Source organism: Kaistia defluvii, from assembly GCF_040548815.1.
Lineage (GTDB): Bacteria > Pseudomonadota > Alphaproteobacteria > Rhizobiales > Kaistiaceae > Kaistia > Kaistia defluvii_A.
In genome coordinates, this window is sequence record NZ_JBEPSM010000001.1 from 618,203 (window position 1) to 631,204 (window position 13,002).

Here is a 13,002-nt window from a genome sequence, read left to right on the forward strand (position 1 = left end):
TGATGGAGTTCAAGCTCGGCCGGGCCTCCGCAGAAAGCGCCTACCGTCTCAAGTTCTTCGAGACGACGGGTTCGACAAATGCCGAGGGCCTGGCGGCCGCGCGCGCCGGGGATCCCGGCCGCTGCTGGTTCGTGACGGCGCAGCAGACGGCGGGCAGGGGGCGTCGTGGGCGCCCATGGGCGATGCCCGCGGGCAACCTCGCCGCCAGCCTCCTGGTCGTCGTTCCCAATCAGCCTGCCACCGCCGCGACGCTTGGCTTCGTGGCCGGGCTGGCGCTCGACGAGGCGCTGCGTTCGGTGGCGCCGGGTCTGGCGTTCCGGATCGGCCTGGATGGGATCGAAGGACATGGGCCGGCCGGCAGCCGCGATCGCCTGCGGCTCAAATGGCCGAACGACGTCCTGCTCGACGGCGCCAAACTGGCCGGCATCCTACTGGAAGCAGAGCCGCTTCCGGATGACCGCCTCGCGGTTGTGATCGGAATCGGTGTAAATGTCGTCGCGGCCCCCGAGGGCTTGCCGTATCCTGCGACGGCGCTTGCCGAACTGGGTGTCGGGATCGATGCGTTTCGCTTGTTCGAAGCGCTTTCCGACGCCTGGGCAAGCGTTGCACGCGTCTGGAATGAAGGTCGCGGTTTCAAGTCGGTAAGACGGCTATGGCTCGATCGTGCGGCCGGTCTCGGCGAGACGGTCGCCGTGCGGGTTGGCGAACAGGTATTCTCTGGAGTCTTCGAGACGATCGACGAGGAAGGCCGCCTCGTTATTCGTTCTCCCGAGGGTTTGGTTAGGACGATCGCCGCCGGCGAAGTCCATTTCGGTACAGTGGCGACGTCGAGGCAATGAGCGCAAAAACAGCAGCTACGGACGACTTCGTCTTTCTTCCCCTGGGTGGCGTCGGCGAGATCGGTATGAATCTCGCCCTCTATGGCTACGGCCCTTCCAATCGACGGCGCTGGATCGGCATCGATTTCGGCATCAGCTTCGGCGGACCGGATCTTCCCGGCGTCGATATCGTGCTGCCCGATATCCGCTACATGGTGGAAGAGCGCGACTTCATCGACGCCATCATCATCACCCATGCGCATGAAGACCATTTCGGCGCGCTGCTGGACCTGTGGCCGCGCCTGCGCGTGCCCGTCTATGCGAGCCCCTTCACCGCCGGGTTGCTCAACGCCAAGCGGGCGGCCCAGCCCGGTGCTCCCGAAATCCCGATCACCATCGTCCATCCCGGCGACCGGATCACGATCGGCGACTTCGAGGTCGAGTTCATCGCGGTCGCGCACTCGATCCTGGAGCCGATGGCGCTGGCGATCCGCACGCCACTCGGCACGGTGGTCCATACCGGCGACTGGAAGCTGGATCCCGCGCCGGTGCTCGGCCCGGTAACGGACGGTGCGCGATTCGCTGCCATTGGCGACGAGGGCGTGCTGGCGCTTGTCTGCGACTCGACCAACGCCATGCGCGATGGCCGCAGCCCAAGCGAGACCGAAGTCGGCCTGTCGCTGACCGAAATCGTCAAGGAAGCGACGGGGCGCGTGGCCTTCACCACCTTCGCGTCGAATGTCGGCCGCATCAAGTCGATCGCTCTGGCTGCCCAGGCGGCGGACCGGCAGGTCGTGGTGGTCGGCCGCGCGCTGCGCCGCGCCATCGAGGTCGCGACCGAGCTTGGCTACATGGAGGGCTTGCCGCCCTTCCTCGATGAAGAATCCTACGGCTACCTGCCGCGTTCCAAGGTCGTCGCGATCCTGACCGGCAGCCAGGGCGAGCCGCGCGCGGCGCTGGCCCGCATCGCCGAGGACGAGCACAAGTTCGTCGGCCTCTCGCCGGGCGACACGGTTGTCTTTTCGGCGCGTCCGATCCCCGGCAACGAGAAGGCGATCGGCAACATCATCAACGCGCTCTGCGACCAGGGCATCGTGGTGATCACCGACCGTGACCGGCTCGTGCATGTGTCGGGCCATCCGCGTCGCGACGAACTCGCCGAAATGTACGGCTGGGTTCGGCCTGAGATCGCGATTCCCGTGCATGGCGAGGCCATGCACCTCTGGGCGCACGCGGCCTTTGCCCGCGACATGGGCGTCAAGCAGGTGGTGCTGACCGAGAACGGCAATATCGTTCGCCTGGCGCCGGGTCCCGCTGAAGAGATCGACGACGTCCCGGTCGGCAGCCTCTACAAGGACGGCATGATCATCTCCGACGAGGACGGCGTCGGCGTCCCGGAGCGACGCAAGCTCGGCTTTGCCGGCCATGTCGCCATCTCGGTGGTGCTCGATGCCAAGGGCGGCGTCGCCGTCGATCCGGAAATCGCGCTGACCGGCCTGCCGATCCAGGGCGTCTCCGGCCACCCGTTCGAGGAAACCGTCATGACGGCGGTGCTCGGCACGATCGAGAGCATCCCGCGCGCCCGTCGCCGCGACGCCGAACTGGTCCGCGAGGCGATTCGCCGCTCGGTGCGGGCTTCGGTCCGGCAGGCTTGGGGCAAAAAGCCACTTTGCACTGTGTTCGTCGCGATCGTATGACGCCTGTGCGGACGCAACGTCCGCGAAGGAGCAGGGCATGATCGGCCGACTGAACCATGTCGCGATCGCGGTGTCGGATCTCGATGCCGCGGTGCGAACCTATCGCGATACGCTGGGCGCGCGGGTTTCCGCGCCGCTGCGGCTGCCCGCGCATGGCGTCGTGACGATCTTCGTCGAACTGCCGAACACCAAGATCGAGCTGCTGGCGCCGCTGGGCGAGGATTCGCCGATCGCGAAATTCCTGGACCGCAATCCGGATGGCGGCATTCATCACCTCTGCTACGAGGTGGATGACATCCTGGCCGCGCGCGATCGGCTGAAGGCGGATGGCGCCCGAGTGCTGGGAGATGGCGAGCCGAAGATTGGCGCGCATGGCAAGCCGGTGTTGTTCCTGCATCCCAAGGACTTTTGCGGAACGCTGGTCGAACTCGAGGAGGCCTGAACACCATGCCGATCTACAGCATTTTCGCCGTTTATTTCATCGTCTGGTGGCTGGTGATCTTCATAGTCCTGCCCTTCGGCGTCCGCACCCATGACGAGCAGGGCGATGTGCTGCTGGGAACCACCGAGAGCGCTCCGGCCAATCTTCGTCTGGTTCGCAAGATGATCATCACCTCGGTCATCAGCGCGATCATCGTCTACGGTATCTGGTACGGCTATGTGAAGATGGGCTGGACCGCGGAAGTCCTCAGCCACATTTCGTTCTGATCCGGAAAAGAACAGCGCCAATTCGAGGCAATAAAAAAGGCAAGATCCGCGAGGATCTTGCCTTGAATAGTTCGCGTTCAACCCCTCAGCCGAGCTTTTCGCTCGATTGGCTTTGATCGAGCTCGTTATGGCGAGCTCGGCGGCAGCTGCTTTTCAGCGCGCCAGAGGGGGCTTCCTCCCAAGACTTAGACCGCGTGCCTTTGTTTGGAGCCACGCTTTATTGCGTGTTCCTTTATTATGACCCGACGTTATCCAATGCCCACGCGCTTGTCATCTAATTGTGCAAGGGCAGCCCATATTTTTTGCGTCAGTATGACTGACCTTAGTGGCGACGACGCGCGAAGGGAGCATTTGCGCGTCGGAATTTGCTTTGGACGGGTTCTGGCAACTCTGCACAAGGCTTGATCAATGCCGCGACAAAGGCGCTGATTTCCGGGACTTGTGTTTTCGTCCGCGTATGGCTTGATGTGCGCCCATTCGACTCGCTGGAGCCCTTTTCTGATGCGCCTTTCCCGCTCATTCCTGCCGACTCTCCGCGAGACGCCGAAGGAAGCCGAGATCGTTTCCCACCGTCTGATGCTTCGCGCCGGTCTCATCCGCCAGCAGAGCGCAGGCATCTATTCCTGGTTGCCGCTCGGCCAGAAGGTCTTGAGCAACATCCAGCGCATCGTCCGCGAAGAACAGAATCGCGCTGGCGCCGTCGAGATCCTGATGCCGACCCTGCAGTCCGCCGATCTCTGGCGCGAGAGCGGTCGTTACGACGATTACGGCAAGGAGATGCTTCGCATCCAGGACCGGCAGGAGCGCGAGATGCTCTACGGCCCGACCAACGAGGAAATGGTCACCGACATTTTCCGCAGCTACGTACGCTCCTACAAGGAGCTGCCGATGAACCTCTACCATATCCAGTGGAAGTTCCGGGACGAGCTGCGTCCCCGCTTCGGCGTCATGCGCGGCCGCGAATTCTTGATGAAGGACGCTTACTCGTTCGACGTCGACGAGGCCGCGGCGCGCCGCGCCTATAACCGCATGTTCGTCGCCTATCTGCGCACCTTCGACCGGCTTGGCGTCAAGGCGATCCCGATGCGCGCTGATTCGGGCCCGATCGGCGGCGACGCAACTCATGAGTTCATCGTGCTGGCCTCGACCGGCGAGAGCGCGGTGTTCCTGGACAAGGCGGCGCTCGACACGCCGGTTCCCGGCGACGACGTCGACTTCTATGGCGACCTGACGCCGATCGTCTCGGCCTGGACCGAGAAGTACGCCGCTACCGAAGAGATGCACGACAAGGCCGTCTTCGAGGCTCTGCCGGAAGAGAACCGGGTCGAGGCGCGCGGCATCGAGGTCGGCCAGGTCTTCTATTTCGGCACCAAATACTCGGAACCGATGGGCGCCACGGTCACCGGACCGGATGGTGTCGATCGTCCCGTGCACATGGGTTCCTACGGTATCGGCGTATCGCGCCTGGTGGCCGCCATCATCGAGGCGAGCCATGACGAGGCGGGCATCATCTGGCCGGAGAGCATCGCTCCCTACAAGGTCGCCCTGATCAATCTGAAGGTCGGCGACGCGGCGACGGATCTGGCCTGCGACGGCCTCTATGAGCGCCTTACGAATGCCGGAATCGAAGTCCTTTACGATGATGTCGAGGGCCGCGCCGGGGCGAAGTTTGCGACCATGGATCTGATCGGCCTGCCGTGGCAGCTGATCGTCGGTCCGAAGGGACTTGAGCGTGGCGAAGTCGAGATCAAGCGACGGGCGACGGGCGAACGCGAATCCGTTAGCCTGGATGCGGCAGTGGCTAAACTTCTGGGCAGCTCTTAACGCGCGGCGCGCCGCGATCGGGACAGGAATGGCTGAGCCGACCGGCACGAAACCGTTTTCCACCTTCGAATGGATGCTGGCGTTGCGCTATCTGCGCGCACGCCGGCGCGAGACATTCATCTCGATCATCGCGGGCTTTTCGTTCATCGGCATCATGCTCGGCGTCGCGACGCTGATCATCGTCATGTCGGTGATGAACGGCTTTCGCGGCGAACTGATCGACAAGATCCTCGGCATCAACGGACACATCGTCGTGCAGCCGCTGGAGACGCCGTTCACGGATTTCGCCGACGTCGCCAGCCGCATCACCATGGTTAAGGGCGTGACGGCGGCGATTCCTTTGGTCGAGGGCCAGGTACTTGCGTCGGGCGCCAACAACTCGACAGGCGCGCTCGTTCGCGGCGTGCGGTCCGAGGACCTGCCGAACCTGCCCAGCATCTCCAAGAACGTGAAGCTCGGCACGCTCGACAATTTCGACGAGGCCGAGGGCGTGGCCATCGGCACGCGGCTCGCGACCAATATGGGCCTCACCATCGGCGACAAGCTCACGCTGGTCTCGCCGCGCGGCAACGTCACGCCGATGGGCATGACGCCGCGCATCAAGGCATATCCGGTCGTGGCGATCTTCGAGATCGGCATGTCGGAGTATGATTCGGCCTTCGTCTTCATGCCTTTCGCCGAGGCGCAGGCCTTCTTCAATTCGGACGACAAGGCCTCGGCGATCGAGATCTATCTCTCCGACGCGGAACAGACGGGCGCGTTGCGCGAGCCGATCGAGACTGCCGCCGGCCGGCCCGTGCTGCTCACAGACTGGCGCCAGCGCAACATGACCTTCTTCTCGGCGCTCGAGGTCGAGCGCAACATGATGTTCATGATCCTGACGCTGATCGTGCTGGTCGCGGCGCTGAACATCATTTCGGGCCTCACCATGCTGGTGAAGGACAAGAGCCACGACATCGCCATCCTCCGCACCATGGGCGCGACGCGGGGCTCGATCCTGCGCGTGTTCTTTATCACGGGCGCTGCGATCGGCACCGTCGGCACGGCTTTTGGCGTGCTGCTCGGCACCGTGGTCTGCCTGAACATCGAATCGATCCGCCAGTTCGTGTCCTGGCTGACGCGCACCGAGGTGTTCTCGCCGGAACTCTATTTCCTGTCGAAGCTGCCGGCAGACATGAATCCCGGCGAAACGCTCTCGATCGTCATCATGGCGCTCGTGCTGAGCTACCTCGCGACGCTGTATCCGGCGTGGCGCGCGGCTCGGCTCGATCCGGTCGAGGCCCTGCGATACGAATGAGCAACGCCTTGACCGACGAACGGCAGAAGCCGAAATCCGGCGCCGAGCGGGCGCCCGCGCTCCGCCTTCTGGGCGTCGAGCGCCATTACAAGGAAGGCTCGGGAAAGCTCTCGATCCTGACCGGCGCCAACCTCGCCATCTATCCCGGCGAGATCGTCGCCCTCGTCGCGCCCTCGGGCGCCGGCAAGTCGACCGTCCTGCACATGGCGGGCCTGCTGGAGCGTCCGGATGGCGGCGACGTCGAGATCGGCGGGCGGCTTGCCGGTTCGCTGGGCGATGCCGAACGCACCGCGATCCGCCGGCTGGAAATCGGCTTCGTCTACCAGTTCCACCACCTGCTGCCGGAATTCACGGCGCTTGAGAACGTGATGATGCCGCAGCTCATCCGCGGCCTCAACCGCAAGGAGGCCGCCCGCCGCGCCGCCGAACTGCTTGCCTACATGAAGCTGGAGGCGCGCGTGACGCACCGTCCGTCCGAGCTTTCGGGCGGCGAGCAGCAGCGCGTCGCGATCGCCAGGGCCGTGGCCAACGCGCCGCGCCTGCTTCTGGCCGACGAACCGACCGGCAATCTCGATCCGGAGACGTCGCACTACGTCTTCGAGGCGCTGGAGGCCCTGGTTCGCGCCTCCGGTCTGGCGGCGCTTTTCGTGACGCACAACATGGAACTGGCGGAGCGGATGGATCGGCGCATCACCCTTCAGGCGGGCAAGATCGTCGAATTCTGAGCCGCATCGCGTTTGTGCGCGGCGCGGCGGGTTTCTAGGACAGTCATCCTATGTTGTCCCGGAATTGAGATATCCGTTTCTCGAACGCCCCGCATACGCTTGCTACTTTGCTCATCCCATTCATCGGTCGCGGCTCCGTCGTGCCGAAAACATGAGCAAGGAACCACGATGCGTCGCCTTCCGGTTGTAACGGCTGCGGTCCTTTTTGCGCTTGGCGGTCTTCCGGCCTTCGCCGAGGCCCCGAGCACGATCCTCAACGCCTCCTATGACGTCTCGCGCGAGCTGTTCGTCGCGGTCGATCAGGCCTATGCCGCGAAATATCTGAAGGACACCGGCAAGACGCTGGAGATCAAGCAGTCGCATGCAGGATCGTCCAAGCAGGCGCGCTCGATCCTGGAAGGCCTCGACGCCGATGTCGTGACCTTCAACCAGACGACTGATGTGCAGGCTCTGGCCGACAAGGGATTTGTTGCCAGCGACTGGACGACCAAGTTCCCGGACAATGCGTCGCCTTATTACTCGCTGCCGGTGTTCCTCGTGCGGGCGGGAAATCCCAAGGGCATCAAGGACTGGAACGATCTCGTCCGAGATGACGTCAAGCTGGTCTTCCCGAACCCGAAGACCTCGGGTAATGCGCGCTACACCTATCTGGCCGCGACCGCCTACGCCAAGGAAGCCTTCGGCAATGACGAGGCCAAGGTGAACGACTTCGTCAAGAAGTTCCTCGCCAATGTCGCGGTGTTCGATACCGGCGGCCGGGGTGCGACGACGACCTTCGTCGAGCGCGAGATCGGCGATGTGCTGATCACCTTCGAGACCGAGACCACCGGCATCCGCAAGGAGTTCGGCGCCGACAAGTTCGACACCGTGGTTCCCTCCGTCAGCCTGCTGGCCGATTTCCCGGTCGCCGTTGTCGAAAAGGTCGCCGAGAAGCGTGGCTCCAAGGAGATCGCGACCGACTATCTGAACTTCCTCTATTCGCCGGAGGGCCAGACCATCCTCGCCGAGAACGGCAACCGCGTGCGCGACAAGGCGGTCGCCGAGAAGTTCGCGGCCTCGTTCCAGCCGGTTCGCCTGGTCACGGTCGAGGACGTCTTCGGTGGCTGGTCCGCCGTTAACAAGGCCTATTTCGGCTCCGACGGCATTCTCGATCAGCAGCTCGCAGGCCAGTGAGCTCCGTCGACATGGGCATGGGCGGAGCCGGCGCGCTGGCGCGTCGCCGCCCATCGAAGACAGATGGCAAAGGGCAGGGCCGGGTCGTACCCGGCTTTCGCCTTTCGCTGGGTATCACGCTCTTCTATGCGGCGATCATCATCTGCCTGCCGCTGGCGACGCTGATTCTCGTCGGCGCACGCCTTGGGCCTGCCGATTATTGGGCTGTCGTCAGCTCGCCCCGCGCGCTCGCCAGCTATCGCGTCACGCTGGGCGCCGCTGCGCTCGCGACGATCTTCAATACCTTCTATGGCTTTGCGCTCGCCTGGGTGCTGGTCCGCTATGAGTTTCCGGGCCGCCGGGTGCTCGACGCGATCGTCGATCTGCCCTTCGCCCTGCCGACGGCAGTGGCCGGCGTGGCGCTGACGGCGATCTTTGCCAATGGCTGGTTCGGCGAACCGCTTGGAGCCCTCGGCATCAAGGTCGCCTACACGCCGATCGGTATTGCGCTTGCCATGGCCTTCACCAGCCTGCCCTTCATCGTGCGCACCTTGCAGCCGGTGATGGAGGAACTGGACGGAGAGATCGAGGAGGCCGCCCGCACGCTGGGTGCGGGCAAGGTCACGATCTTCTTCCGCGTCGTGCTGCCGATTCTCGTGCCGGCGCTGCTGGCCGGCGTCTCGCTTGCCTTTGCGCGCTGCCTCGGCGAATTCGGCGCCGTCATCTTCATCGCCGGCAACCAGCCCTACAGTACCGAGATCACCGCCTTGCTCGCCTTCATCCGGATCGAGGAATATGACTATCCCGGCGCCGCCGCGATCGCGACCGTGATGCTTGGGACGGCCTTCGTGCTTCTCGTCGTCACCAACTCGCTGCAGGCTTACGCGCGCCGCCACGAGTTGGCGCCATGAGCGTGACCTCGCAACCGCCCGTCGGCGCTCGAAAGGGATGGTCGCGTCCTGTCCTGATCGGCATCGTCCTGCTGGTCACTGCGCTCGTCATCGGTGCGCCGGTCGTCGCCGTGTTCACGCAGGCCCTGTCACAGGGCCTCGGCTACGCGCTCGAATCGCTGGCGCAGCCCGACACGCGCGCCGCGATCTGGCTCAGCATCACCGTCGCGATCGTCGTCGTGCCGATCAATACGGTGTTTGGCATCGCCGCCGCCTGGGCTATCGCCAAGTTCCGCTTCCCCGGCCGAAAGCTGCTGCTGGCGATCGTCGAGTTGCCGTTCTCGGTCTCGCCCATCGTTGCCGGCATTTCCTATCTGTTCGTCTATGGCGGGCAGGGGCTGTTCGGCCCGTTCCTCGAAGCGCACAATCTGAAGATCATGTTCGCGCTGCCGGGCATCATTCTGGCGACGACCTTCGTTACCGCGCCCTTCGTGGCGCGCGAGCTGATCCCGCTGATGCAGCTGCAGGGAAACGGCGACGAGGAAGTCGCCGCGACGCTGGGCGCGCATGGCTGGCAGACCTTCTTCCGCGTCACGCTGCCCAACATCCGCTGGGGCCTGCTCTATGGCGTCGTGCTCTGCAATGCGCGCGTGCTGGGCGAGTTCGGCGCGGTGTCGATCGTTTCCGGCAACATCCGGGGCGAGACCAACACGCTGCCGCTGCATGTCGAGTTGCTCTATCACGACTACAACGCAGCCGGCGCCTTTGCGGCGGCGGCTGTGCTGACGCTGGTCGCGCTCCTGACCCTTTTTGTGAAGACTATCCTGGAGCGGGTGACCGGCAGCGCCGGATCGCTGCACGGATCCTGAGGTCTCAGCAGGCGCTGAGACGCGCCAGCTCCTGCCGCCGCTTCACCAGCACATGGCGCGAGGTCGGCAGCGCGATGGTGCCGGCGCATTCGAGCTGGGTCATGGTGCGCGAGACGGTCTCGATCGTCAGGCCGAGATAGTCGGCGATGTCCTGGCGGGACATGGGCAGGTCGATTTCTGCGTGGCTGCCCTGACGCTCCGCCATCTCGGTCAGGAACGAGCCGATCTTCTCGAGCGCCGTCTTTCGGCCAAGCAGGAGCGAATGCTGCTGGCAGGCATCGAGGCTGCGCGCCGTGATGTCCCACAGCGCGCGGGCGATCTCGGGGTCACGACCGGCCGCGGCGAAGGCGGTGTTCCGGTTGATCATATGGATGGTCGCGTCCGTGATTGCCTCGGCGGCGAAGCAGTGAACGGCGCGTGCCTCCATGCCGAAATAGTCGCCCTCCATGAGAAAGGCGCCGATCTGGCGGCGGCCATTGCTGAGCAGCTTGCAGGTCCGCACCGTGCCGCTGATGACCTGGTAGACATACTCCGCCGGGTCCTCCTCGGCGACGATCTCGGCGCCCCGTTCGAAGTGCATCGTGATGCCCATCAGGCCGATGAAGTTCGACGGGGCGAAGCGCGAGCCCTTGACGACGATTCCGGCCGAGCGATCCTTCATTTCCGGCAGGATGTTCCGGGCGGTTGCAGCGGCGGTCAGCATGTCGTCTTCCTTGCATTCGATCAGCATGAACGCTGGAATAGGATGAAGACGGCTGCGCCGACATTCAGATCATGTACCTAAGGGATATCCCGTAGGTGATCGGGCTCGGGGCGAGGGGTAGGGTGCGTGTTTGGATTGCGGAAAGCGGCCGCCTTCGGCGTCGCCCGCGAAGCTCGGAAGGTGGCGGCTCGGCCATGAAGATCTTTTCCTGGCCCGTCACCGGCATGAGACGGACACTGCTTTCTTCTCTGCTTGTTGCCATTCTCGTGGTCGGCGCCTCCTGGCTGTCGCTGCAGCCCGTCTTCCGCGCGCAGGCAGCGTTCCTGCTCTACATTCCAGCGGTCATCGTCGCGGCGGGCATTGGCGGGCTCTGGCCCGGGATCGTGGCGATCGTCGCCAGCCTGGGGCTCGGCATGGCGATCTATGGCCAGGCGGACGGACTCGGCAGCTCGCATGTCTGGAATGGCGTCGCCTTTGCCGTGATCGGCGGCGGCCTTGTCGCACTCGGCGAGTGGCTGCACCGCGTCCGGGGGCAACTCGCCACGGCGGCCGTGGACCTGCGCTATCGCGAGGCGCATCTTCGTTCGATCCTCGAGACCATTCCCGACGCGATGATCGTCATCGACGAGTCGGGTCTGGTGCAGTCTTTCAGCGCGGCCGCGCAGCGCATGTTCGGCTATACGGCGGCGGAGATCCTCGGACGCAACGTCAAGCTCCTGATGCCGTCCTCCTACCGGGAGCAGCATGACGGCTATCTCGAGCGCTACCGGAAGACGGGCGAGCGGCGGATCATCGGCATCGGCCGCATAGTTGTAGGCGAGCGCAAGGATGGCTCGACCTTTCCGATGGAACTGGCGATCGGCGAGATGCACTCCGGCGAGCAGCGATTCTTCACCGGCTTCGTCCGCGATCTTTCCGAACGGCAGGAGACGGAGGCGCGGCTGCAGGAACTGCAGTCGGAGCTGGTGCACATTTCGCGCGTCACCGCGATGGGTGAGATCGCCTCGACGCTGGCGCATGAGCTGAACCAGCCGCTCTCGGCGGTGGCCAATTATCTGCGCGGCTCGCGCCGGCTGCTGGAAAACGCGACGCCGGAAAACATCCCCAAGGTTCGTGCCGCGCTGGAAAGCGCGGCGGACCAGGCGCTGCGGGCCGGCGAGATCATTCGCCGCCTGCGCGATTTCCTGGCGCGCGGCGAGACCGAGAAGCGGGTGGAGAGCCTGGCGCGGCTGATCGAGGAGGCGAGCGCACTGGCACTCGTCGGCGCCAAGGAGAAGGGCATCCGCATCCGGTTCGAGCTCGCCCCCGACGTCGACCTCCTGTTCGGCGACAGGGTCCAGATCCAGCAGGTCCTGGTCAATTTGATGCGCAACGCCATCGACGCTATGGAGGAGGGCGGTGGCAGGGATCTGGTCATTTCCAGCGAGGTCGAGACGGGCGACATGATCCGGGTGAAGGTTTCGGACCGGGGAACCGGCATTGCGCCCGACGTGATGGCGCGGCTGTTCCAGCCCTTCCTGACGACCAAGCAGAACGGCATGGGCGTCGGCCTGTCGATCTGCCGGACCATCGTCGAGGCGCATGGCGGGCGGATCTGGGCCGAGGGCAATCCCGGCGGCGGCACCGTGTTCAATTTCACCGTGCCGGCCGTTCGGATCGAGGAGGCGGAGCGTGTCCACTGAACGTAGGGTCCATGTCATCGACGATGACGATGCCGCGCGCGATTCGCTCGCCTTTCTGTTTGAAAGCGCCGACATCGCGGTGGCAACCTACCCTTCCGCAGAAGCTTTTCTCGCCGTTGCGCCCGGCCTTTCGGATGGTTGCATCGTCACCGACGTGCGGATGCCGGAAATCAACGGAATCGAATTGCTGAGGCGGCTGAAGGCGAAGGCGATCACGCTGCCCGTCATCGTCATCACTGGCCATGCCGATATCGCGCTGGCCGTCGAGGCGATGAAGAGCGGCGCGGTCGACTTCATGGAGAAGCCGTTCGACGACGAAGCCATGCTGCGCGCCGTCCGCTCGGCCTTTGCGCGCCAGGGCACGACGCGCGAGCAGGGACAGGAGCGTGCCGCGATCCGGCAGCGCCTGGCGGCGTTGTCGAACCGCGAGCAGCAGGTGCTCGAGGGGCTGGTTGCCGGCCACGCCAACAAGCGGATCGCGCATGACCTCGACATCAGCCCGCGCACCGTCGAGATCTACCGCGCGCATGTGATGACCAAGATGGGCGCATCGAGCCTGTCGGAGCTCGTGCGCATGGCGCTGGTCGTGGGGGCCGCGGGAGACTTCGCCGCCAGGGACGGCTGACCGGCCGTCTTG

Annotated in this window: 13 protein-coding genes; 12 read left to right on the top strand and 1 reads right to left on the bottom strand. The window is 64.6% G+C overall.

Annotated features, from left to right (window positions below; all coding sequences use genetic code 11):
• The first annotated feature begins 2 nt into the window (after positions 1–2).
• From ABIE08_RS02955 to cysW, 10 genes are all read left to right on the top strand, one after another.
• Positions 3–839: a biotin--[acetyl-CoA-carboxylase] ligase gene (locus ABIE08_RS02955; protein ID WP_354551550.1), complete on the top strand. Its 837-nt coding sequence runs from the start codon at positions 3–5 to the stop codon at positions 837–839.
• The gene (locus tag ABIE08_RS02960; protein WP_354548633.1) at positions 836–2,515 is read left to right on the top strand and encodes a ribonuclease J; all 1,680 of its coding nucleotides are present in this window, start codon (positions 836–838) and stop codon (positions 2,513–2,515) included. The genes ABIE08_RS02955 and ABIE08_RS02960 overlap by 4 nt, the downstream gene beginning before the upstream one ends.
• A gap of 37 nt (positions 2,516–2,552) precedes the next feature.
• Positions 2,553–2,957, top strand: a complete 405-nt coding sequence (gene mce / locus ABIE08_RS02965; RefSeq protein ID WP_354548635.1) for a methylmalonyl-CoA epimerase — start codon at positions 2,553–2,555, stop codon at positions 2,955–2,957.
• Between the two features lie 5 nt (positions 2,958–2,962).
• Complete coding sequence (locus ABIE08_RS02970) at positions 2,963–3,223, top strand: DUF1467 family protein (RefSeq protein WP_354548637.1); 261 nt, start codon at positions 2,963–2,965, stop codon at positions 3,221–3,223.
• A 501-nt stretch (positions 3,224–3,724) separates the two neighbouring features.
• The gene (gene proS / locus ABIE08_RS02975; RefSeq protein ID WP_354548638.1) at positions 3,725–5,047 is read left to right on the top strand and encodes a proline--tRNA ligase; all 1,323 of its coding nucleotides are present in this window, start codon (positions 3,725–3,727) and stop codon (positions 5,045–5,047) included.
• A gap of 28 nt (positions 5,048–5,075) precedes the next feature.
• Positions 5,076–6,344: a lipoprotein-releasing ABC transporter permease subunit gene (locus ABIE08_RS02980; protein ID WP_354548640.1), complete on the top strand. Its 1,269-nt coding sequence runs from the start codon at positions 5,076–5,078 to the stop codon at positions 6,342–6,344.
• A complete protein-coding gene (locus ABIE08_RS02985) occupies positions 6,341–7,069 on the top strand; it encodes an ABC transporter ATP-binding protein (RefSeq protein WP_354548642.1) in 729 nt (242 codons plus the stop codon). Before ABIE08_RS02980 ends, ABIE08_RS02985 begins: the two co-directional genes overlap by 4 nt.
• A 168-nt stretch (positions 7,070–7,237) precedes the next feature.
• Positions 7,238–8,242 (top strand): sulfate ABC transporter substrate-binding protein, encoded by a 1,005-nt coding sequence (locus ABIE08_RS02990; RefSeq protein WP_354548643.1) that lies wholly within the window; start codon positions 7,238–7,240, stop codon positions 8,240–8,242.
• Between the two features lie 17 nt (positions 8,243–8,259).
• On the top strand, positions 8,260–9,132 hold the full coding sequence (cysT, locus tag ABIE08_RS02995; protein ID WP_354551552.1) for a sulfate ABC transporter permease subunit CysT: 873 nt from the start codon (positions 8,260–8,262) through the stop codon (positions 9,130–9,132).
• The gene (cysW, locus tag ABIE08_RS03000; protein ID WP_354548645.1) at positions 9,129–9,980 is read left to right on the top strand and encodes a sulfate ABC transporter permease subunit CysW; all 852 of its coding nucleotides are present in this window, start codon (positions 9,129–9,131) and stop codon (positions 9,978–9,980) included. Before cysT ends, cysW begins: the two co-directional genes overlap by 4 nt.
• Positions 9,981–9,984: 4 nt before the next feature.
• Here the strand turns inward: cysW and ABIE08_RS03005 are convergent, their stop codons facing one another.
• The gene (locus ABIE08_RS03005) at positions 9,985–10,683 is read right to left on the bottom strand and encodes a helix-turn-helix domain-containing protein (protein ID WP_354548647.1); all 699 of its coding nucleotides are present in this window, start codon (positions 10,681–10,683) and stop codon (positions 9,985–9,987) included.
• Positions 10,684–10,877: 194 nt separating this feature from the next.
• Here ABIE08_RS03005 and ABIE08_RS03010 point away from each other — a divergent pair, with 194 nt between their 5' ends.
• Together ABIE08_RS03010 and fixJ are read left to right on the top strand one after the other, a co-directional pair.
• Positions 10,878–12,365 carry a PAS domain S-box protein gene (locus ABIE08_RS03010; protein ID WP_354548649.1) on the top strand — a complete coding sequence of 496 codons (1,488 nt, stop codon included), beginning with the start codon at positions 10,878–10,880 and terminating at the stop codon, positions 12,363–12,365.
• Positions 12,355–12,990: a response regulator FixJ gene (gene fixJ / locus ABIE08_RS03015; protein ID WP_354548650.1), complete on the top strand. Its 636-nt coding sequence runs from the start codon at positions 12,355–12,357 to the stop codon at positions 12,988–12,990. Before ABIE08_RS03010 ends, fixJ begins: the two co-directional genes overlap by 11 nt.
• The last annotated feature ends 12 nt before the right edge of the window (positions 12,991–13,002 follow it).